Source organism: Rathayibacter oskolensis (assembly GCF_900177245.1).
Classification (GTDB): domain Bacteria; phylum Actinomycetota; class Actinomycetes; order Actinomycetales; family Microbacteriaceae; genus Rathayibacter; species Rathayibacter oskolensis.
On record NZ_FXBM01000004.1, the window covers coordinates 98,403 to 119,570 of the forward strand.

Below are 21,168 nucleotides of genomic sequence, written 5' to 3' on the forward strand. Positions count from 1 at the left end.
GTCCAGGAAGGAACACCGTGATGAGCACCATCAAGAACCCCGAGCCGGTCGACGTCGTCATCGTCGGGGCCGGAGCGGGCGGCGCGACCGCCGCCAAGGTCCTGACCGAGGCGGGACTGCGGGTCGTCGGCCTCGAGCGCGGCCCGTGGCTGAAGCCCGAGCACGCCTCGGGTGACGAGCTGAAGTACCTCAACCGCAACTTCATCTGGCAGGACCCCAAGCTCAAGCCGCGCACGTACCGGCAGAACGAGAGCGAGGAGGCGGTGGTCACGAACTTCTCGGCCACCCCGCAGGTGGTCGGCGGCGGCACCACGCACTGGGGAGGGATGGTCCCCCGCATGACCGAGTCGGACTTCAGGCTCCGCTCGCTGCACGGCGATGTCGAGGGCGCGAGCCTCGTCGATTGGCCGATCACCTACGACGAGCTCGAGCCGTACTACACGCGCGTGGAGTGGGAGTTCGGCACGTCCGGCCTCGCCGGCGCGAACCGCTGGGAGGGCCGCCGTTCGAAGGGCTACCCCACCAAGCCCTCGCCGCTCAGCCAGATCGGCCGCACCTTCGCGACCGCCATGGACACGCTCGGGCACTCGACGTTCCCGATGCCGCAGGGCATGGTCACCGAGCCGTACCGCGGCCGTCAGCCGTTCAGCGAGAACGGGTTCTGGCAGCAGTACCCCGACCCGGGCACCGGCAAGTCGTCGACGCTGATCAACTTCATCCCCGACGCGGTCGCGACCGGGCTCTACGACCTGCGCCCCGACTGCTACGTCAGCGAGATCCTGGTCGGCCCCGACGGCAGGGCGACGGGCGTGCGGTACCAGGACGAGGGCGGCAACGAGTTCGTGCAGAAGGCGAACGCCGTGATCGTCGCGGGCGGCGGCATCGAGACGCCCCGCCTCCTGCTGATGTCGAAGTCCGCGCAGTTCCCCGACGGGCTGGCCAACGGCAGCGGCCAGGTCGGGAAGAACGCCACGTTCCACCAGTACTCGTTCTCGGTCGGGCTCTTCGACCGTGAGGTGAGCGACCCGCTGTACGGCTGGGCCGGCCACTACATGAGCCTGTGCTCGTTCGACTTCTACGAGACCGACGCCAGCAGGGGTCACATCCTCGGCTCGCTGATCTTCCCCTCGATGATCGGGCACCCGGTGAACTGGAGCTTCCCGGGGCGCCCGAGCTGGGGCCAGGCGTCGAAGGACGCCGATCGCGAGCTCTTCAACCACTCGATGAAGATCGGCATCCTGCTGCACGACCTGCCGCGCGAGAGCAACCGCGTCGACCTCGACCCGACGGTGAAGGACGCCTGGGGGCTCCCGGTCGCGCGCATCACTCACACCCCGCACCCCAACGACTTCGCCCAGGAGAAGTGGCAGGTCGCCAAGAACGGCGAGATCCTCGAGGCCGCGGGCGCGAAGAAGGTGGTGCCGGTGAACATGGAGCGCATCACGGGCAACACCTCGCACGAGCTGGGCACGGTGCGGATGGGGAACGACCCCGCCACCTCCGTCGTCGACAAGTGGTGCCGCTCGCACGAGGTGCCGAACCTCTACGTCTTCGACGCGAGCTTCTTCCCCACCGCGACGGGCATCAACCCGGCGCTCACGATCATGGCCAACGCCTGGCGCTGCAGCGACCGCATCATCGCGGTCGACTCCCGCGGCTGGACGTCGGACGACTGAGGACGAGAGACGAAGGAGAGGACGATCATGGGACAGGCAGAGTGGGTCACAGTACCGATCTCGACGCGCGACGTCGACGGACCGCTGTTCTTCGACCAGCACGAGTGGGACACGATCGAGGCCGCCACAGCGCGGATCATCCCGACGGACCACCACCCCGGCGCCCGAGAGGCGAAGGTGGTGCGCTTCATCGATCGCATGCTCTCGGGAACGGCGTTCGTGTTCCCCGCCGCGGACGGCATCGGCTGGCTCCGGATGGAGGGGCTCGAGGAGAAGGCGTGGCAGGAGCGGATCGACAGCCGGCGGGTCTTCTACCGTGAGGGGGTGCTCGAGCTCGACCGTCTGGCCGGTGAGACGTTCGGAGGGAGCTTCGTCGATCTCGACGACGAGCAGCAGGACGCGGTCCTCGTCGCGCTCTCGAGGGAGGAGAAGCCCGTGCGGTTCCTCTTCGCCGAGTCCGACGGGCAGGGCAGCGGAGGAGCGCCGGCGGGCAACCAGCCGGTCAACGAGGACTTCCTCGAGTTCTTCCCGCTGCTGGTGCTCAACACCCGGCAGGGCTTCTACGGCGACCCGGTGTACGGAGGCAATGAGAACCGGGTGGGCTGGGGGGTCATCGGCTTCGACGGGCCTCCGTCGCTGAAGTCGACCATGGACGGCAGCTACACCACGACGAAGTACATGGTGCCCGAGGCCGAGTGGCCCTACGAGCGGCACCCCGAGGTGCTCCGCTACCGACGCCCCTGACGCGGTCGGCGGTTCGGCGCGAGGCATAATCGACCCATGGCCTCGACCGAACCGCCGATCGCCCTCCGCCTGTGCGGGATCGCGACGTGAGCCGGGCCTCGTCCCGTTCGCACGGAGCTCGGATGGTCGATGTCGCGGCCCTCGCGGGGGTGTCGCAGCAGACGGTCTCCCGCGTGATCAACGGCGCGCCGAACGTGTCCCCCGAGATCCGCGCGCGGACCGAGCAGGCGATCGCTCAGCTGCGCTACCGCCGCAACACGGCGGCGTCGGCTCTGGCGAGCAGCAAGACCCGGAACATCGGAGTCGTGAGCTACTCGCTCTCGGTGCACGGGCCGTCGGTCGCGCTCTACGGCATCTCGGAGCAGACGCGGCGCAACGGGTACTCGACGCGGCTGATCACCCTCGGCGACGTCGACCGCTCGAGCATCCGCCACGCGCTCGACGAGCTCACCGCCGACGAGGTCGACGGCATCATCGTCCTGGTCCCGCTCGTGAGCGCGGTCGAGACGCTCCGCGGGATGGACACCTCCGTCCCCGTCGTCACCTTCGAGCAGGGATCCGCCCCGGGGTCCTCCAGTGTGTCGATCGACGAGGTGGAGGGTGCGCGGCTCGCCGTCAGGCACCTGCTCGACCTCGGGCACCGCACCGTCGCCCACGTGCGCGGGCCCGACGGGTGGATGGCCTCCGATGCGCGCGAGCGCGGCTGGTCGACCGAGCTCGCGGCCGCGCGGCGCGTCGTGCGCCCCGTCGTCCGCACGGCGGACTGGAGTGTCGCCGAGGGGTACCGGGCCGGAGTGGAGCTCGCGGCCGATCCGGACGTCACGGCGGTCTTCGCCGCCAACGACCCCTTCGCGCTCGGCGTGGTCAAGGCGTTCGACGACCACGGCATCAGCGTCCCCGGCGACAGGAGCGTCATCGGCTTCGACGACGTGCCCGAGGCGGGCTTCTACCGGCCCAGCCTGTCGACGGTGCACCTGGACTTCGCTCAGGTGGGCCAGCTCGCCGTCGACCGGGTCTTCGCGCTCCTGCGCGGGGACGAGGTGGACGCGCTGCCGCTGATCGAGCCGAGGCTCGTCGTCCGCGGGAGCACCGCGCCTCCCGCGTGAGGCCCGATCGCCGTCAGACCTCGTGGATCTCGATCGGCAGGCCGTCGGGGTCGCGCACGAAGAACATCGCCCGGCCCGTGTGCGGATCGACCCGCATCGGCTCGCACTCCACCCCCGCCGCGACGAAGCCGGCTCGCACCGACTCCGGGTGCGCCGCCGCGAGCGCGAGGTGCCGGAGGCCGAGCGCCTCAGGATCGGAGAGGCGGTCGGGCGCCTCCGGGAAGGTGAACAGCTCGAGGAGGTACGACCCGTTCAGGCTGAGGTTCGCCATCCACGACTCCCGATCGGCCCGGTACACCTCGGAGTCGAGCCGGAAGCCGAGCAGGTCGAGGTAGAAGCGCTTCGAGCGCTCGTAGTCGCTGACGATGATCGCGACGTGGTGCAGGCCGAGCACGGCGCTCATCGGCGGAGTTCCATCGGTGCTGCTCCCACCATCGTCGTCGGGCTCGAGGAGGACCGCGGCAGCGGCCAGCGGTCGTGACGAGGCTATCGTCGCGGAGCCCTCGCGCCGCGGCCCCGACCGCCTACACCCGCGCCGCCTGCGCGTCCTTGAACCGCAGCGCCGGCCGCTCGATCAGCCACCACGACCCGAGCGCGACGACGAGCGTGATCGCCAGCACGAGCGCGAGGTTCGGCAGCACCGGCAGTCGCCCCGCCCGGTCGATCACGAGCTGCTGCACCGGGTACGCCCAGAGGTACAGCCCGTAGGAGAGGTCTCCCCAGCGCGCCGCCCGCCGCAGCAGCGGAGTCGACCCGGTGCCGACGGCGACGACGACGACGGGCAGCGCGACCCACAGGGCCACCGGTTGCAGCGGAGTGCCGGCCGCGGCGAGCAGGACGACCGCGGCGGCCGTTCCCGACGGCCACCGGAGCCACTGCGCAGGGACCAGCAGGCGCAGGGCCGCGGCGGCCGCGAAGAAGGCGCACAGCTCGGCCGCCGCGCCGATCGCGCCGCCGACTAACGTCAGCGCGACGGTCCCGACGAGGCCGGCCACCGCTAGCGCGCCGCGCCGGTGGGCGGGCGCGAACCGGATCGACAGCACCGCGAGGTAGCAGCAGAACTCGACGCCGAGCGTCCACAGCGACCCGTTCACCGCCGGCCGCGCGTGGGCGGACGAGTCGAAGACCCCCGGCAGCTCGTACTGCGCCAGCAGCAGCAGGTTGAGCCCGTAGGCCCAGGTCTCGCCGGAGGCGAGGTAGGCGCCGAGCGGCAGCGACGACGCCAGCGGCCCGATCACGAGCATCGTCACCACGACGACCACCGCGAGCGCCGGGACGATGCGCAGCACCCGGTGCCGGAGGAACCGGCCGACGCTGGGGGCCCGCTCAGCGCTTCCCGCGACGAGGTAGCCGCTGACGCAGAAGAACACCGAGACGCCCAGCGAGTGCAGCGGGAGCCCGAGCAGCCGGGGCGCCGGCTCGCCCAGCAGCACGAAGCCGTGTCCGACGATCACGGCGAGGGCGGCGGCGAGCCGGACGGCGTCGAAGTCGTTGCAGCGCCCCACCCTCTCACCGTAGGGGGCACCTCCGGCTCGTGGAAACGCCGCGAGACCTACGAGGTGACGCGGCTCGCCCGCGGGGCCTCGTCCGGCACCGCGCCGGCCGTCCGCGCCTCGAGGACCAGGCTCACGACGAGCCCGACGACGACGATCCCGATCGCGACCCACGGCAGCACCTGGAGGCCGCTCGTGTCGATCGCGATGCCGCCGACGATCGCGCCGCCTCCGATGCCGATGTTGAACGCGGTCGTCTGCAGGGCAGCGGCCAGGCTGCGCAGCTGGAACGACGAGGTGCGCAGCATCCGGGTCTGCAGCATCGCCGGGATGCCGCCGAAGGCGATGTTCCAGACGACCGCCGCGACCACGACCGCGGCCGTCGCGCCCGCGCCCGCCGCGAGGGCGAGGCCGGCGAGGGCGAGGATCACGGCGATCGCCGCGATGAGGAACCCCCGCCGCGGGAAGCGGTCGGTCGCGAAGCCGGCCAGGACGAGACCGACCGCCCCCGCGCCTCCGAACGCGAACAGCACCAGCGGGATGCTGTCGGGCGAGAACGAGGCGTCCTCGAGCCACGGCGTGATGTAGGTCGAGAGCGTGTTCTGGCCGATCAGCACCAGGAGGATCACGACGCAGACGCCGATGATCCGCGGCAGGGTGCGGTCCTTGCGTGCCGGGAGGCGGATCTCGCCCGTCTTCACCGGGATGCGGTGGTCGACGGCCGGCAGGAACTTGACGACCACCAGGGCCAGGACGAGCACGATCCCGCCGAGGATCGCGAAGGTCGGCCGCCAGCCGAAGGCGTGTCCGAGAGCGGTGCCGACGGGGACGCCCAGGACGAACGCGGCGGAGCCTCCGCCCGCCGTGATCGCGGTCGCGCGGCCGAGCTGCTCGGGTGCGACGAGGTGGGCGGAGTAGGCGGCGACGACCGCCCAGAAGAGGCCGTGGGCCAGCCCGCCGAGGATCCGCGCGCCGACGAGCAGCTCGAAGGTCGGAGCCAGCGCGGCGAGCACGTTGGCCACAGCGATGGTGCAGAGCGCGACGAGAACGAGGCTCTTCCGCGAGAAGCGCTGGGTGACGAGCGTCAGCGGTGTCGTCGCGACCACCACGGTCGCCGCGAAGATCGTGACCAGCTGGCCGGTCAGCGAGATGCTCACGCCGAGATCGCGCGACATGTCGGGGATCAGGCCGGTCGGCAGGAACTCGCTCGTGACCGAGACGAAGATGGCGCCGGCGAGGGTGAGCAGACCGATCCAGGGGAAGCGGGGGTTCTGAGGCGTGTTCACGGTGTCCTGAGTGAAGGGGCGGGAGGCGACCATCAAGCCTCGCACGCCCGCGCGGCGAACGGGTGAACTCCCGTTGCGTCGAGGGAACCCGTTCGCGCCGAGGTGCCGCCGCGCACGCGGTGTCTCGGCGAGAACGGGTTCCCTCGGGGGAGGGCCGTGCGCGGATAGCACCTTCGGCCGCCCAGGGGAACGGAGTGACGGCGAGGCGCATCCGGCGTTCGCTGGACGGAGCGGCACAACGGATCGACGCCGCAGATGGAGGAGCCATGCCCGACGAGACCGCGCCCGATCAGCCCGCGCCCGACCAGTACACGTTCACGAACCCCGCGACGCAGTACCCGAACGTGACCCCGCCCGTGCAGCAGCAGCCGGAGCCCGGCCTGCAGTCGCGGATGACCCCGGTGCCCGACCTCGGCGAGCACAGCTACCGCGGCACCGGACGCCTGACCGGCCGTCGCGCTCTGATCACGGGAGCCGACTCCGGCATCGGCGCCGCCGTCGCGATCGCCTTCGCGCGGGAGGGCGCCGACATCGCCCTCTCCTACCTCCCCGACGAGGAGGAGGACGCGCAGCACGTCGTCGAGCTGATCCGCGCGGCCGGCCGCACCGCGATCCCGATCCCGGGCGACCTGACCGACGCGCAGTACTGCTCCGACCTCGTCGCCCGCGCGGTCGAGGGCCTCGGCGGACTCGACACCGTCGTGAACATCGCCGGCAAGCAGGTCTGGCAGGAGGACATGCTCGAGCTCACCGACGAGCAGTTCGAGACCACGTTCACGGTCAACGTCTTCGCGCCGTTCCGCATCATCCGCGCCGCCCTGCCGCACCTCCCGGCGGGCTCGACGATCATCAACACGGCGTCGGCGGAGGCGCACAAGCCCGCCCCCGACCGCCTCGACTACGCCATGACCAAGGGTGCGATCAACAACCTCTCCAAGGGCATGGCGCAGCAGCTGGCCGCGAAGGGCATCCGCGTGAACGTCGTCGCGCCCGGCCCGACCTGGACCGTGCTGCAGGTCACCGGCGGAGTCGACCCCGAGAGCCTCCCCGAGTTCGGCTCGAGCGAGGCCCCGATGGGCCGCGCCGCGCAGCCGGCGGAGCAGGCGCCCGCCTACGTGTTCCTCGCCTCCGCCGAGTCGAGCTACGTGATCGGCGAGACCCTCAACGTGAACGGAGGCATGGTCTCCCCCTAGCTCGCGCGCGTGCCCCTCCGCCGAGGGAACCCGTTCTCGCCCGGACACCGCGGCGGGTGCGGCACCTCGAGCAGAACGGGTTCCCTCGGCGGAGGGGTCGGTCAGCGCGCGACGGTCTTGCCCGCGCTCGTCTTCGCCAGCGTCGTGTAGCCCGCCTTCGTGCCGGTCACGGTCACCGTGACGACCTTGCCCGCGTCGGCGGCCACCGGCTTGTAGGTCGCCGAGGTCGCTCCCGAGATGGCGACGCCGGCGCGCTTCCACTGGTAGTTGAGCGTCACCGGTGACGGCGCCCAGGTGCCGGGCGTCGCGGTCAGCGTCTGCCCGACCTTGGCCGTGCCGGTGATCGTGGGAGTCGCGCCGGTCAGGGTGCCGCCGGTGACCATGGCGGTGGTGGCGCTGGTCTTGGTGGCGGGGGAGTAGCCGGGCTTGGTGGAGGTGACGCTCACGGTGAGGGTGGCTCCGGCGTCGGCGGCCTTGAGGACGTAGGTCTTCGAGGTGGCGCCGGTGATGTAGATCCCGTTGTTCTTCTTCCACTGGTAGGTCAGCGTCGTCCCGGCGTCCCAGGTGCCCGGAGCGGCGGTGAGCGTCGAGCCGACCTTCGTGGTGCCGGTGATCGTCGGAGTCGGCATCAGCGTCTGCAGGGCGGCCTTCACGGTGACCGCGGCGCTGGTCTTGGCGACGGCGGCGTAGCCGGATTTCGTACCGGTGACCGTGACGCTGATCGCGGCTCCCGCGTCGGCGGCGACGAGCGTGTAGGTGGAGGCGGTGGCTCCGCTGATCGCGGTGCTGTTGCGCTTCCACTGGTAGGCGAGGGTCACCGGAGCAGGAGCCCAGGTGCCGGGGACCGCGGTCAGCTTCTGGCCGACGGTCGCGGTGCCGGTGATCGTGGGCGTGGGGCCGGTGATGACGGCGCCGTTGGTGACGACCGCGGTCGTGGCGCTGGTCTTGCTGGCGGAGGAGTAGCCGGGCTTGGTGCCGGTGACGGTGACGGTGAGGGTCGCTCCGGCGTCGGACGCCTTGAGGACGTAGGTCTTCGCGGTGGCGCCGGAGATGTAGATGCCGTTGTTCTTCTTCCACTGGTAGGCGAGGGTCGTGCCCGCGTCCCACGTGCCGGGGTTCGCGGTGAGCGTCGAGCCGACGGTGGTCGAGCCCGAGATGGTCGGGGTCGGCATCAGGGTCTGCAGACCCGGCGCGACCGACACTCCGGCGCTTGTCCTGGCGAGCGTGGTGTACCCCGACTTCGTGCCGGTGACGGTCACGGTAAGAGTCGTTCCGGAGTCGGCCGCGACCGGCGTGTAGGTCGCCGCGGTCGCCCCCGAGACGACCGAGCCGTCGCGCTTCCACTGGTAGGCGAACGCCACCGGCTGCGGCGCCCAGGTTCCGGCGTTCGCGGTGAGGGTCCTGCCGACCTGGGCGGTGCCCGAGATCGTCGGTGTCGAGCCGGTGAGGGTGGTTCCTCCGGTCACGGACGTGGTCGGCGCACTCGTGCGGGTCGTGGTCGTGTATCCAGGCCGTGTGGCCGTGACGGAGACCGTGAGGGTCGAGCCCGCGTCCGCCTCCTTCACGGCGTAGGTCTTGCCTGTCGCACCTGCGATGGCGGTCGAGCCGTTCCTCTTCCACTCGTAGCTCAGCGTGGTGCCCGCATCCCACGTCCCCGGAGTCGCCGTCAGCGTGGCCCCGACCGACGCCGTTCCCGAGACGACAGGCGTCGGAGTGAGGGTCATGACGCCGGGTCGGACGAGAGCCGGCGCGCTCGTTCTCGTCAGGGGCGAGAGCCCGGGCCGTGATCCGGTGACAGAGACGGTCAGATCGGCCCCGAGATCCGCCGCGACGACGGTGTAGGCCGCTCCGGTCGCATTCGGGATCGCCTGCCCGCCCCTCTTCCACTGGTAGGCGAGGTCGATCGGCTGCGGCGACCAAGCTCCGGGCTCGGCGGTCACGGTGGAGCCGACCTGGGCGACGCCGGTGATGACGGGATCCGAGCCGACGACCGGGCCGTCCGGTGCCACGACGCGGCCGCTCGTGGTCATCGTCAGCGGAGTCAGTCCCAGGCGCCCGGCCGTGTCGGTGACCGAGATCCGCTTGCCGGCGTCGGCGGCGGTGAGGGTGTACGAGCTGTTCGTCGCGCCGCTGATCGCGACGCCGTCTCGGGTCCACTGGAAGGCGTGGGACGTCGGAGCCGGAACCCAGCCGGATCCCGGTTGAGCCGTCAGTCCTCCTCCGACCACGAAGTCCCCCGCGATCGTGGCGGCGACACCCCGCTCGAAGGTCACGGGGATGGTCGTTCCCGAGCTCGTCACGACGGCGTCGGGTGAGCCGGACCTCTTCCCCGTCACGGTCACGGTGATCACGTGGCCGACGTCGTCGAGGCTCACCGCGTAGGCGAACTGCTGGGGCGCGTCGGCGATCGGCACCCCGTCGCGCTTCCAGACGTAGGAGTAGCTGATCCGATCCGGTGACCACGCGGGATCCGCCGACAGGATGTCGTCGACGTACGCCTTGGCGGGGAGGGTGATCGGCGTCGACGTGATCGGGCCCGCGTCGGGGGGGCTCGCGAAAGCGAGCAGATTCGGAGAACCGTTCGGATCTCCGACCACTCCCGGCGTCGCGGCACTCACGACTGCGGCGGCGACCGAGGCGGCGTCGGCCGAGGGGTGACTCTCCTGGTAGCGGGCGACGATGCCCGCGACATGCGGAGCGGCCATCGAGGTCCCGCTCTTGACGTCGAACGACGAAGAGGTCGTCATCGTCGAGGACATGATTCCGGCGCCGGGGGCGAACAGGTCGACGCAGCTCCCGAAGTTCGAGAAGTTCGCGCGCGCACCCTCGTCGTTCGTGGCAGCAACGGTGAGAGCGGAGGGCTCACGCGCGGGAGACTTCGTGCACGCGTCGGCGTTGTTGTTCGACGCGGCCACGACGACCGGGATCCCCGCTGCCACCGTGTTGGCGATCGCGGTATCGAAGGTCGGGTCCGGCCGGCCGCTCAGACTGAGGTTGGCCACTGCCGGGCCCTGGGGCTTGTTGGCCACGGCCCACTCGAGACCGGCGATGATGTTGCTCGTCGCCCCCATGCCGGCGCAGTCCAGAACCCGGATCGAGACCAGCCGGACGTCCTTCGCCACCCCTGAGACCTCGCCACCGACGGTGCCGGCGACGTGCGTTCCGTGGCCTTGGCAGTCCGACGCATCTGCGTCCCTGCTGACGAAGTCCCAGCCGCTCACGGCACGACCGCTGAAGTCGACGTGATCGAAGCGCATGCCGGTGTCGATGATGAAGGCCGTCACCCCGACCCCGGTGGTGTCGTAGCCGTACATCTCATCGACCGGTCCGGTCCGCTGATCGATCCGGTCGAGACCCCACGGGGGGACGTCCTGCACCTCCGTCGCGCTCACGACACCGTCGGGCGTGACAGCGGTGACGAAAGGGAGAGCGGCGAGTGCGTCCCGCTGTCGGTCGGTGAGGCTCGCAGCGAAGCCGTTGAGCACCCGTTCGAAGTAGTTCGACACCGCCTGCGCCGGGACACCTGCTCTCTCGACGGCCACACGGGCGGCCGCAGCGGCGTTCGTCTGCACGATGTACCGGCTCGTCGGAGCGGGCGCCGCCGATGCGACGGGCGCGAGCGCTCCGACGGCGACGGCGACGGTGGTCAGGGTGGCGAGGACGCCACGGTTCATGCGCACGGAGGACTCCCGGGTCAGGGTCGGATTCCCGGTGGGCGGGGCCGCGACCGGAGGGGGAGGTGGTGGGCGCGGCCGAGACCGCGCCCACCGAGGGTCAGCTCGGCTTGACGGCGGCGCTGGCCTTGGTCAGCGTCGTGTAGCCGGTCTTCGTGCCGGTGACCTTCACCGTGATGGAGGCGGCCTTGTCGGCGGTGGCGAGCTTGTAGGTGGATGCGGTCGCGCCGGAGATGGCGGTGGTGCCGCGGTACCACTGGTAGCTCAGGGTCACGGGCGAGGGGGTCCAGGTGCCGGGCTTGGCGGTCAGCGTGGAGCCGACCTTGGCCGTGCCGAAGATCGTGGGGGTCGCTCCGGTGAGAGTGCCCTTCGCGATCGCGGTCGTGGTGGCGCTGGTCTTCGTGGCGGGGGAGTAGCCGGGCTTGGTCGAGGTGACCGACACGGTCAGGGTCGCTCCCGCGTCGGCACCGGTGAGGACGTAGGTCTTCGAGGTGGCGCCGGAGATGTACGTGCCGTTGTTCCTCTTCCACTGGTAGCTCAGCGTGGTGCCGGAGTCCCAGGTGCCGGGGTTCGCCGTCAGAGTCGAGCCGACCTTCAGCGTCCCGCTGATCGTGGGAGTCGGCATGAGCGTCTGCAATGCCGCCTTCACGGTCGTCGCCGCGCTCGTCTTCGTGACGGCCGTGTAGCCGGTCTTCGAGCCGGTGACGGAGACGGTGATCGCGGCTCCGGCGTCGGCGGTGACGAGCGTGTAGGTGGAGGCGGTGGCTCCGCTGATCGCCGTCCCGTTGCGCTTCCACTGGTAGGCGAGGGTCACCGGAGCAGGAGCCCAGGTGCCGGGGACCGCGGTGAGCTTCTGACCGACCGTCGCGGTGCCGGTGATCGTGGGCGTGGGGCCGGTGATGACGGCGCCGTTGGTGACGACCGCGGTCGTGGCGCTGGTCTTGCTGGCGGAGGAGTAGCCGGGCTTGGTGCCGGTGACGGTGACGGTGAGGGTCGCTCCGGCGTCGGACGCCTTGAGGACGTAGGTCTTCGCGGTGGCGCCGGAGATGTAGACGCCGCCGTTCTTCTTCCACTGGTAGCTGAGGGTGACGCCGGAGTCCCAGGTGCCGGGGTTCGCGGTGAGCGTCGAGCCGACGGTGGTCGAGCCCGAGATCGTCGGGGTCGGCATCAGGGTCTGCAGGGGGAGGCCGATGGTGGTGGCGGTGCTGGTGCGGGAGGCGGTCTTGTAGCCGTACGTCGATCCGGTCACCGTGACGGTGAGGGCGGCGCCGGAGTCGGCCGAAGCGACGGTGTACCTGTTCGAGGTGGCTCCCGGGATCGCGACGCCTCCTCGCTTCCACTGATAGGCGAGGTCGACACCGGAGGGTCCCCAGTTGCCGGGGTCAGCGGTCAGGGTCTGACCGACGAAGGGAGAGCCGGTGATCGTCGGCACCGAGGAGGTGAGCGATCCCTCCGTGGCGGTGATGGTGGCGCTGGTGCGGGTCGCCCTGGCGTAGCCGGTCTTCGTTCCGATGACTTGGACGCTGATGGCGTTGCCCAGCTCGTACTTGCCGACGACGTACTGCGGCTCGGTCGCTCCGTATATCGGGTATCCGTCGCTCAGCCACTGGTAGCTCAGGGTGACGGGCTGCGGGCCCCACGTGCCCGGTACCGCAGTGAGGGTGTCGCCGACCGCGCCCGAACCCGAGACCGTCGGGGTTGCGCCGGTCAGATTGCCGACCTTCGCGAGCTCGAGCGTGAAGGGGCCCGCGCCGAATCCGTAGCTGGACACCTGGAGGAAGTACGTCTTCCCCGCCTGCGCAGCGAACTCCACGTTCGCTCGCGCCGCGGAGTAGTCACCGTCGATGTCGTAGGACTGCTCACCGCACCCCAGCATCGCCCCGGGGGTCGTTCCGTCGGAGCCGTAGACCGCCAGGTTCGCCTGAATCGCGCTCTTGCCCACATCGGCACGGAAGGACGACGTCGTGGTCGGTGTGAACTTGTACCAGAGCGACCCCATGAAGGCGTTGATCCCGCAGCCGGAGTAGGGGTTGTACCAGTTGAAGTCGACCTCGGCGTTCGACCCGGTCACGGTCGAGGGGAGCGACGAGATCGCGGTCGCGCTCGAGTAGGTCGTGTTCGGGACGGCAGCGCTCGAGGTCACGGAGAGGCTCGCGGTGGACAGCTCCGGCTCGTTCTCGGAGTAGGCGAGCGCGCTGATCTGGAAGTAGTACGTCTGCCCGGACTCGGCCTGGAAGTGATTGGTCGACCGGTAGCTGGTCTCGCCGCAGGCGATGCGAGTGGCCTCGGTGACGACGCCGTCCCGGTAGACGCTGGTGAGCGCGTACTGACCCGTCAGAGTCCCGCTGAAGCTCAGCGTCTGGCGCTTCGTCGACGTGTACGCGAACCAGATCGAGCTCCTGCCCTCGTTCGGGTACTCGGAGACGTCCGGGTCGGTGGTGCGGCACCCGGCGAACTCTCCCGGCTCGAGGGTCGCGGCGTCGTAGGGCGCGCTGGTCGTCGAGTAGGGGAGCGACGGGATGACCGTCGCGTTCGCCCTGAGGTCGTTCGCGGGCGCGACGGCAGCAGCCGACGCTTGACGCGCCGACGTGCTGGGCGCCTCAAGAGTGGCCGGAGCGCCGGTGTGCGGCGTCCCCGCCTGGACGACCTCGGAGCCGGGGTCGGCTGCGAGGGCGGAGTCGGCCGCGAAGGCGGGGGCGGCGGGCAGGAGGCCGAAGCCGACCGCCAGGACAAGGACGAGGGCGAGTGCACGCAGATGGGCGCGGCGGTACAGGGGCATGACGGGACTCCAGGGTGCGGGCGACGGGTCGGGTGGTGGTGCTGCGCCTGCAGAGTCCGAGCGCGAGCGGGTCCGCGCTGATCGGGGAAGGCAGCTGATAGTCGCGAGATTCCCAGCAGCCCCATAGGTCCCGTTCGGGGGGTGCGCGCAGTCGCCGGTCGGTCGAGGAGGCCGCCTCCCGCGCTGTTCCGCGCGATCCAGGGGTGCGGAGGCGTGAATCCGTCGGGGCCGTTCCCGTCGTCGCGGAGTAGAACTACTAGTCGACACCGGGCCGAGGAGTCCCGCCGCGCGTGTGCCTCATCCCAGCAGGGCCTTCAGCGCGAGGCTCAGGCCGACTCCCTTGGCGTGCCGGATCGGTCGCGCGCCGGGGTCCCTGTCGCCCCACGAGTGCGATCCCGACCACTCGCTGTCGTGATGGCGCCTCTCGAAGTCGAAGTCCGTCGCGTGCGCTGTGAGGGGCTCCATCGAGTGCGTCGACTCCTCGGGAACGACGAGGCGGGAGCCGGACGACCCGTGGTTCCAGGTCTCCGTCCTCGACAGCCAGGCCCACTTCAGCTCCCCGGTGGTGAGGAGCGCCGACACGTAGGCCGTGTCGATCCGCTCCTCCACGGTCACGCCGCCGCCGCGGAACGTGCTCCGGTAGTGCCACTCCCGCCGGTCCAGCACCCAGTGCCGGGGGAGGACGACCTGCGTGGCCCGGGTGACCGTCTCGGTGTAGGCGGCCGGCCTCGCTCCCAGTCCGAGGAAGCCGGTCGACGCCTCCCTCGTCTTCACCCTCTCTCGCACCGTGGCCTCGTACGTCCAGGCCGGAGTCGGCGGAACACGGGTCTCGGTCGCGACGCGACGGGCGAACGCTGCGAGGCGCGGCCAGTCGAGCGACGTGCGGTGGTACTCGGCAGCATCTGCCATGGCGAGCCTCCCGGGCGAGCAGGTCGGTGGTCAGCATAGGGGCGGGCCGGCACGGTCGCCCGGCCGTCTGCACCAGCCCCCTGACAAGAGCGCTGGGGAGGCGTACCGTCCTCTCCCATCGCCACAGTGGCGCTCATCGGAGTCCCCGCCGGGACAGGTCGGAAGTCACGCCATGTCGAAGACGAAGTCGAGCACGCCCTCGCCCGTGCACCGGATCCGCAAGTCGCTGTACGAGGCGGAGCTGGAGCGCCTGCAGATCGAGCTCGTGACGATGCAGCGGTGGGTCATCGAGACCGGCACCCGGGTCGTCGTCGTCTTCGAGGGCCGCGACGCCGCCGGGAAGGGCGGCGCGATCAAGCGGATCATGCAGTACCTCAACCCGCGGTCTGCCCGCGTCGTGGCGCTGCCGACGCCCAGCGAGCGCGAGAAGGGCCAGTGGTACTTCCAGCGCTACCTCGAGCGGCTGCCGACGGCGGGCGAGATCGTGCTGATGGACCGCTCCTGGTACAACCGCGCCGGAGTGGAGCGCGTGATGGGGTACTGCACCCCTGAGCAGTACCGCCTGTTCCTGCGGCAGGCCCCCGCCGTCGAGCGGATGCTCGTCGAGGACGGCATCATCCTCCTCAAGTACTGGTTCTCGGTGTCCGACGACGTGCAGGAGGAGCGCTTCCGCTCGCGCCTGGAGGATCCGATGCGGCGCTGGAAGCTCTCGCCCACCGACCTGCAGTCGATCACCCGCTGGGAGGACTACTCGCGGGCGAAGGACGAGATGTTCGAGGCGACCGACCACGCCGACGCGCCCTGGTGGACGATCGCGAGCGACGACAAGCGCTCGTCGCGGCTCAACGCGATCAGCCACCTCCTCTCGCAGATCCCCTACGAGCACCGCGATCCGGAGCCGATCGACATCCCGCCCCGGCCGACCTCCGACACCTACGAGAGGCCGGCCCGCGACCGGTTCCGGTCGGTGCCCGACCACGCGAAGACGCTGCAGTAGCGGCACGCGCGTCCGGCCGGTGCCGGTCCGACCTCACCGGGTGTAGGCGTAGCTGAGCGTCGTCCCGCCCGGGTCGTAGGACGTCCGGACCGTGCCCGCTGTCGCGCACGTCACGTGCGGGATTCCGGGGGTGGTGGCGGTGTTGTAGGGGCCGTAGCAGCCTGACGTCTCGACCGTGAGCGAGGCGAAGCCGTCGGAGCGGCTCACGTTCACCAGGTACTCATCGACCATGACGTCGCCGACGTAGAAGGCGAACGAGTAGTGCAGCCGGGCGGTCTCGAAGTTGCAGGAGAAGCTCGAGACCGGCTCCCAGGCGACGCTGCCCGTGATGACCGTGGACGCTCCGTCGCCCAGGGGGCGCCAGGACCGCTTGTCGTCGACGGGGCTGGTCGCCTCGATGCAGTTGTTGTAGGAGTCCCAGATCCGTCGGGTGACCAGCGCCGATCCCGGGGGCGCGTTGGTCACGACGAAGCGCGTCTTGGCGACGTCACCCGAGCCGACTCCGCCGGCCGGGATCGTGGGCAGGCTCGTCGGGACGGCGGTGGGCAGGCTCGGCGGCACGACGACCGGCGACCGGGGCCCGTCGAAGAACACGAACGACTGGCGGGCGTCGTCGTCGAGCCAGGTGCGGACCTGCCCCGCGTACTCGCACGCCACGTGCGGGAGGTCGGGGTCGGTCGTGGAGTTGTAGGGCCCCGAGCACACCGACACTGTGGAGTTCAGTCCGACGGCCGAGGTGGCGGTGTCCCCCACGGTCACCTCGTACTCGTCGACCTTCACGCCGCCGACCAGGAACTCGAACAGGAAGTGCAGTCGAGCGGCTTCGAAGAAGCAGGAGCCGGAGTTGATCTTCTCGAACGTCAGGCTGCCCTCGATGGTCGAGAAGTCCTCGGCCGAGCGGGGGAACCACTTGCGCGGCTCGCTGACGGGGTCGGTCGCCTGCACGCAGTTGTTGTAGCCGTCCCAGATCCGGGAGGTGACGACCCTCGCTCCGGGAGGTGCGTCGCGCACGACGAAGGGCACCCGCGACACCGAGGTGCCGGGGCCGGTCGTCGGAACGTCCGTGGGGAGAGCAGTGGGAACCGTCGTCGGGATGTCGGTCGGGACGGCTGTGGGGACACCCGTCGGGGTGTCCGTCGGGACGGCTGTGGGGACAGTCGTGGGGACGGTCGTCGGAGCCGAGGTGGGGCTGGGCTGACCCGTCGGGACAGCCGAGGGAGCGGTGGTCGGGGTCGGCTCTGCAGTCGCCGGCGCGGTCGCCGTGGCCGTCGGAGTCGACGTGTGCGGGCTCATGGGGGGAGCGGCCCCGTCGCTCGGGGAGCAGCTGTCCGATGCTCGGGCGGGAGTCGGTGCACCGCCCAGACCAGCGACGAGTCCCGACGCGAGAAGGACAGCGAGGAGAGCCGCGGCGGTGGCGCCGCGGTGTCCGCGCCGTCGGAGCACGACCACGATCGCGACTCCGATCACGAGCAGCGCGAAGCCGCCGAGGGCGAGCGGGAGGGCGTCGCTTCCCGTGGAGGGGAGACAGTCGGTGAACACGGCAGAGCCTCCGGGGGGACGAGGGGAAGGGCTCCCTCACTATGGAGCTCACGGCTCATGCACAGGGAGAAGTGCTGGCCCCCGTTCTGGCCGCTCGTCGGGCGGCAGCGGCACCCGACCCTGACCGCCGAGCCCCACCGCTCTCGGACGACGACGAGGTGCCTCGTCCAGACTGAGGGGGAGACAGGCGGGCCCTGTGCCGCACAGCTCGACCGACGAAGGAGAGACCATGACGGATCAGGCCGGAATCCCCGAGGCGACCTCGCTCGAGGGCATGCAGCGGACGATCGCGATCCTCGGGGCCGGCGGCGACCTCACCGAGAGACTGCTCATCCCGGGACTCGGCCGGGTGGCGGAGCTCGCCCGCGACTCCGAGCTCACTCTGATCGGAGCCGCTCGGACACCGCAGAGCGACGACGAATGGCAGGCGCTCGTCCGCCGCAGCCTCGAGAGCGCCGGCATCTCCGCGCACACCGTCGAGTCCCTGGCCTCGCGCGCCCGCTTCCTGGCGACGGACGCCTCCGACCCCGAGCAGCTGAAGGCGCTGCTCGACGCGTGCCCCTCCGCGCCGGTGCTGTACGTGGCGCTCCCTCCGGCGATGGGGCACGCGATCGCCGACTCGCTCGCGACGATCGACCTGCCGGACGATCTCGTCGTCGCCATCGAGAAGCCCTTCGGAGAGGGTCTCGACGACGCCGTCGCCCTGAACGCCGAGCTCGCGGCGGTCATCCCCGAGAGCCGTCTCTGGCGCGTCGACCACTTCCTCGGCAACGCCACCGTGATGGGGATGCTCGGGCTGCGGTTCGGGAACCGGCTGATCGAGACGAGCTGGAACGCCGAGCACATCGAGAAGGTCGAGATCGTCTACGACGAGTCACTCGGGATCGAGGGGAGGGCCGCCTTCTACGACTCGACCGGCGCGCTCCGCGACATGCTGCAGAGCCACCTGCTGATGGTGCTGGCGCTGACCACGATGGAGCGCCCCGACGAGATCTCCCCGCAGGACGTCCACAGGAGCATGGCCGAGGTGCTCGGAGCCGTCCGCCTCTGGCGGGACGACCCCGGCACCGCCCGCCGCGCCCGCTACACGGAGGGGCGCGTCGACGGCCGCCTCTTCCCCTCCTACGTCGACGAGCCCGACGTCGACCCCGCCGCGGGCACCGAGACGCTCGCCCAGGTGCTGCTGCAGATCGACTCGCCGCGCTGGGCCGGGGTCCCCTTCGTCCTGCGCTCCGGGAAGGGCATCGGCGACCCCCGCACCGAGGTCGCCGTGCACTTCCGGCCGTCCTCGCCTCCCCGGGGCCTGCGCAGGGCCGCGGACGAGGCGGGGACAGTCCTCCGCATGTCGCTCAAGGGCGGGGACGTTCACCTCGACCTGTTCGTCAACTCCGCCGACGACCTGGGCGACCTCGACCGGGTGGCCCTCGAGGCGCAGCCGGGTACGGCGACGCTCGACCCCTACTCGCAGGTGCTCGCGGGGATCCTCCAGGGCGACACCCTCCTCTCGGTACCGGGCGACGTCGCCGAGCAGTGCTGGCGCGTCCTCAGCCCCGTCCTGTCGCGCTGGGCGAGCGGAGACACGCCGCTCGAGGAGTACGCGGCGGGGAGCGCCGGGCCCGAGGGCTGGTGAGGGCTGCCCCGCGCCTCCGGCGTGGCGGCGGCCCGCTGCTCCCCTGACGGGGCACTCTCGGTCGGAGTCACTCACCCCGACGGGAGCCGAATGGACGACGAGTACCTGCTCGCGGCGCTGCACCGCGGCCGTCCGGCGACGACCCAGGAGGCGGCCGAGCTGACGCATCTGGAGCCGGCGGCACTCCGCGAGGCCGTCGCCCGCCTCCGCCGCAGAGGTCTTCTGAGCAGTGAGGACGATGTGCTCGCCTACGTCCCACCCGCCGAGTGGGCGGCCGAGGCCATCGCGCGGCACACGGAGTCGGCCCGCCTCGCCACGCAGGAGTCGATGGACGGCATCGAGGGCATCGCCGCCGACCTGCCGGCGCTGCTCGGCGCGTGGGCGGTCGGCGAGACCGCGACCGATCTCGTCCCCACCCTGCTGCGACACGGCACCCACGCCTCCGAGGACCTCTGGTTCGACCTCGTCCGCCGCGACTCCGGATCGCTCGTCGCCGTCCTCCCCGACGTCGAGCGGTTCCTCGACCCGCCGGACGAGCGCGCCCTGCGCTTCGGGCGCGCTCTGGCGGCGAAGGACCGCGTCCGGGTCGTCATCCCTGCCGAGGGAGTCGGTGATCCCCGCGTCCTCGCGCGGATCGAGGCCTACCAGAAGGCCGGAGTGGAGTACCGGCTGCTCGAGAAGCCGCCCAGCTGGTTCTGGGTCGACGGGGAGCATCTCGCCGTGCCGTTCGAGTGGGGCGAGACGCGGCCCACGAGCGTGCTCGGCGTGCGTCATGCGGCGCTCGCGAGCCTGGTCGGCGCCTACTTCGAGGAGCTCTGGCGGCAGGCGAGCCCGATCGGCGGCGTCGAGCGGCCGTGGATCCCGCTCCTCCGGCTGATGCGCCAGGGCATCACCCTCGAGACCGCGTCGCACCGCCTCGGGATCAACCCCCGCACCGGCCGACGCCGGGTCGCCGCCGCCATGGAGCACCACGGCGTCTCCACCCTCTTCGCGCTCGGCGCGGCGTGGGCGGCCGACGGCGGGGAGTAGGCAGCGGGAGGCGGGTGGGGCGCCGTGCCGATCACTCAGGGAGTGTTCGGGTCACCCTGAGTGATCGGCACGCACCGACCGGGCGTCTTCAGTGTCCTGACCAGGACTCGGCGGCCACAAGGGCCGCATCCGGACACGTCCTGAAGAGGGCGGTTCGCGGCGCGGGCGGGCTCAGAGGAGGACGGCGTCGATGACGCGGAAGAACCGATTGCCGCCCTCGGTGATCATGCCGCCGATCATGCCTGCGTCGATCAGGCGCTCGGCCTGGCGCATGATGTTCGCCCTGACCTCGGGTGCACTGCTGTCCACTCCGGTGGCGAATCGAGCGAACACGAGGGTGCACGACGATCCCGACGCATCGAGGTTCGCGTCCAGGAAGCGGGCGACAGCACTCCTCACCGAGACATCGAATGCTCCACCCTCGATCGAGATGCGGACGCGGGACCCCGGTCGGAGCTGATCGAAGGTGACTGCCATGGTCGGTTCTCCTGGGTTCTCAAAAGGTGTCGATCACTGCACTCCGGAGAGGGCATGGGGAGGCGTGAGCCCTCTTATCGCAGTGCGGCCGCGATCTCGTCGCGCTTCTTCACGCTGGCCTGCAGGGAGATGGAGTTGCGATAGCCGTCCATCACCCGCGCCATGCCGCTGTCGCCGAGGGCGACGAGCTCGACGTTCCGCTTCTGTCCCGTGTCGCGCACGAAGACCTGCACCGCCCACGAGCCGCCGACGAGGCCTCGGCCCTGCGCGACGACCTCGATGTCGGCTTTGTCGTCGAACTGCGAGAGGGCTCCCGAGCCGCTCTGGATCGGACCGATGGAGGCCGCTCTCGCCCGGGCGAGCGCGTCCTGCAGAGTCCTCCCCAGTGTCTGGACGGACTTCTCTGTATCGAAGCTCGAACTCTCTGATTTCATCGCCCTATCGTCTCCAGTGCTCGTCGACGCTCTCTCGGATCGAATCGGGGCATGCCGATATGTCGGAGTGATGCGATCGGTGTTCGGAGCCGCGACTCTAACAGCGGATCCGCGGGGTGCGCTATGGAGTAGTTCCTACTGGTAAGTACTTACCGGTGACAGAGCACTTTTAGATCCACTGCTCATTCGCTATCCATCGCTG

Annotated in this window: 16 protein-coding genes; 7 read left to right on the top strand and 9 right to left on the bottom strand. The window is 70.7% G+C overall.

Features of this window, described 5'->3' with window-relative positions; translation table 11 throughout:
• The first annotated feature begins 20 nt into the window (after positions 1-20).
• The 3 genes from B9Y99_RS17610 to B9Y99_RS17620 all read left to right on the top strand — a co-directional run bounded on the left by B9Y99_RS17610 (position 21) and on the right by B9Y99_RS17620 (position 3,526).
• Positions 21-1,676, top strand: coding sequence for a GMC family oxidoreductase (locus B9Y99_RS17610; RefSeq protein ID WP_085477956.1), 1,656 nt, complete (start codon positions 21-23; stop codon positions 1,674-1,676).
• A gap of 27 nt (positions 1,677-1,703) precedes the next feature.
• Positions 1,704-2,420, top strand: coding sequence for a gluconate 2-dehydrogenase subunit 3 family protein (locus tag B9Y99_RS17615; protein ID WP_085477957.1), 717 nt, complete (start codon positions 1,704-1,706; stop codon positions 2,418-2,420).
• Positions 2,421-2,542: 122 nt separating this feature from the next.
• The gene (locus tag B9Y99_RS17620) at positions 2,543-3,526 is read left to right on the top strand and encodes a LacI family DNA-binding transcriptional regulator (protein ID WP_085477958.1); all 984 of its coding nucleotides are present in this window, start codon (positions 2,543-2,545) and stop codon (positions 3,524-3,526) included.
• Positions 3,527-3,539: 13 nt separating this feature from the next.
• Here the strand turns inward: B9Y99_RS17620 and gloA2 are convergent, their stop codons facing one another.
• The 3 genes from gloA2 to B9Y99_RS17635 all read right to left on the bottom strand — a co-directional run bounded on the left by gloA2 (position 3,540) and on the right by B9Y99_RS17635 (position 6,338).
• Positions 3,540-3,929: an SMU1112c/YaeR family gloxylase I-like metalloprotein gene (gene gloA2, locus B9Y99_RS17625; protein WP_085477959.1), complete on the bottom strand. Its 390-nt coding sequence runs from the start codon at positions 3,927-3,929 to the stop codon at positions 3,540-3,542.
• Positions 3,930-4,050: 121 nt separating this feature from the next.
• Entirely contained in the window at positions 4,051-5,031 is a 981-nt protein-coding gene (locus B9Y99_RS17630) for an acyltransferase family protein (protein WP_165759678.1), read from the bottom strand.
• A gap of 47 nt (positions 5,032-5,078) precedes the next feature.
• Positions 5,079-6,338 (bottom strand): MFS transporter, encoded by a 1,260-nt coding sequence (locus B9Y99_RS17635; RefSeq protein WP_085477961.1) that lies wholly within the window; start codon positions 6,336-6,338, stop codon positions 5,079-5,081.
• 233 nt (positions 6,339-6,571) lie between these two features.
• Here B9Y99_RS17635 and B9Y99_RS17640 point away from each other — a divergent pair, with 233 nt between their 5' ends.
• Complete coding sequence (locus B9Y99_RS17640) at positions 6,572-7,498, top strand: SDR family oxidoreductase (protein ID WP_085477962.1); 927 nt, start codon at positions 6,572-6,574, stop codon at positions 7,496-7,498.
• A gap of 101 nt (positions 7,499-7,599) precedes the next feature.
• Here the strand turns inward: B9Y99_RS17640 and B9Y99_RS18945 are convergent, their stop codons facing one another.
• The 3 genes from B9Y99_RS18945 to B9Y99_RS17655 form a co-directional block, all read right to left on the bottom strand.
• Entirely contained in the window at positions 7,600-11,172 is a 3,573-nt protein-coding gene (locus B9Y99_RS18945; protein WP_244275051.1) for a S8 family serine peptidase, read from the bottom strand.
• 100 nt (positions 11,173-11,272) lie between these two features.
• Complete coding sequence (locus B9Y99_RS18950) at positions 11,273-13,951, bottom strand: hypothetical protein (RefSeq protein ID WP_085477964.1); 2,679 nt, start codon at positions 13,949-13,951, stop codon at positions 11,273-11,275.
• A gap of 297 nt (positions 13,952-14,248) precedes the next feature.
• A complete protein-coding gene (locus B9Y99_RS17655) occupies positions 14,249-14,860 on the bottom strand; it encodes a hypothetical protein (RefSeq protein ID WP_085477965.1) in 612 nt (203 codons plus the stop codon).
• 172 nt (positions 14,861-15,032) lie between these two features.
• On the opposite strand from B9Y99_RS17655, the gene ppk2 reads away from it, so the two are divergent.
• Positions 15,033-15,857 carry a polyphosphate kinase 2 gene (ppk2, locus tag B9Y99_RS17660; protein ID WP_085477966.1) on the top strand — a complete coding sequence of 275 codons (825 nt, stop codon included), beginning with the start codon at positions 15,033-15,035 and terminating at the stop codon, positions 15,855-15,857.
• 33 nt (positions 15,858-15,890) lie between these two features.
• Here ppk2 and B9Y99_RS17665 read toward each other — a convergent pair whose 3' ends face one another.
• Entirely contained in the window at positions 15,891-17,396 is a 1,506-nt protein-coding gene (locus tag B9Y99_RS17665; RefSeq protein WP_129588124.1) for an LPXTG cell wall anchor domain-containing protein, read from the bottom strand.
• Between the two features lie 229 nt (positions 17,397-17,625).
• Between B9Y99_RS17665 and B9Y99_RS17675 the strand changes: the two genes are divergently transcribed.
• Positions 17,626-19,026 (top strand): glucose-6-phosphate dehydrogenase, encoded by a 1,401-nt coding sequence (locus tag B9Y99_RS17675; protein WP_085477968.1) that lies wholly within the window; start codon positions 17,626-17,628, stop codon positions 19,024-19,026.
• A gap of 90 nt (positions 19,027-19,116) precedes the next feature.
• Positions 19,117-20,055 (top strand): MarR family transcriptional regulator, encoded by a 939-nt coding sequence (locus tag B9Y99_RS17680; RefSeq protein ID WP_085477969.1) that lies wholly within the window; start codon positions 19,117-19,119, stop codon positions 20,053-20,055.
• A 171-nt stretch (positions 20,056-20,226) separates the two neighbouring features.
• On the opposite strand, the gene B9Y99_RS17685 is transcribed toward B9Y99_RS17680, so the two are convergent.
• Together B9Y99_RS17685 and B9Y99_RS17690 are read right to left on the bottom strand one after the other, a co-directional pair.
• On the bottom strand, positions 20,227-20,532 hold the full coding sequence (locus tag B9Y99_RS17685; protein ID WP_085477970.1) for a hypothetical protein: 306 nt from the start codon (positions 20,530-20,532) through the stop codon (positions 20,227-20,229).
• A gap of 74 nt (positions 20,533-20,606) precedes the next feature.
• Complete coding sequence (locus tag B9Y99_RS17690; RefSeq protein ID WP_085477971.1) at positions 20,607-20,966, bottom strand: hypothetical protein; 360 nt, start codon at positions 20,964-20,966, stop codon at positions 20,607-20,609.
• Positions 20,967-21,168 lie beyond the last annotated feature (202 nt).

Coding starts and splice junctions, on each gene's coding strand:
- B9Y99_RS17610 (WP_085477956.1), top strand. CDS start 21: ATGAGCACCATCAAGAACCCCGAGCCGGTCGACGTCGTCATCGTCGGG.
- B9Y99_RS17615 (WP_085477957.1), top strand. CDS start 1,704: ATGGGACAGGCAGAGTGGGTCACAGTACCGATCTCGACGCGCGACGTC.
- B9Y99_RS17620 (WP_085477958.1), top strand. CDS start 2,543: ATGGTCGATGTCGCGGCCCTCGCGGGGGTGTCGCAGCAGACGGTCTCC.
- gloA2 (WP_085477959.1), bottom strand. CDS start 3,929: ATGAGCGCCGTGCTCGGCCTGCACCACGTCGCGATCATCGTCAGCGAC.
- B9Y99_RS17635 (WP_085477961.1), bottom strand. CDS start 6,338: ATGGTCGCCTCCCGCCCCTTCACTCAGGACACCGTGAACACGCCTCAG.
- B9Y99_RS17640 (WP_085477962.1), top strand. CDS start 6,572: ATGCCCGACGAGACCGCGCCCGATCAGCCCGCGCCCGACCAGTACACG.
- B9Y99_RS18945 (WP_244275051.1), bottom strand. CDS start 11,172: ATGAACCGTGGCGTCCTCGCCACCCTGACCACCGTCGCCGTCGCCGTC.
- B9Y99_RS18950 (WP_085477964.1), bottom strand. CDS start 13,951: ATGCCCCTGTACCGCCGCGCCCATCTGCGTGCACTCGCCCTCGTCCTT.
- B9Y99_RS17655 (WP_085477965.1), bottom strand. CDS start 14,860: ATGGCAGATGCTGCCGAGTACCACCGCACGTCGCTCGACTGGCCGCGC.
- ppk2 (WP_085477966.1), top strand. CDS start 15,033: ATGTCGAAGACGAAGTCGAGCACGCCCTCGCCCGTGCACCGGATCCGC.
- B9Y99_RS17675 (WP_085477968.1), top strand. CDS start 17,626: ATGACGGATCAGGCCGGAATCCCCGAGGCGACCTCGCTCGAGGGCATG.
- B9Y99_RS17680 (WP_085477969.1), top strand. CDS start 19,117: ATGGACGACGAGTACCTGCTCGCGGCGCTGCACCGCGGCCGTCCGGCG.
- B9Y99_RS17685 (WP_085477970.1), bottom strand. CDS start 20,532: ATGGCAGTCACCTTCGATCAGCTCCGACCGGGGTCCCGCGTCCGCATC.
- B9Y99_RS17690 (WP_085477971.1), bottom strand. CDS start 20,966: ATGAAATCAGAGAGTTCGAGCTTCGATACAGAGAAGTCCGTCCAGACA.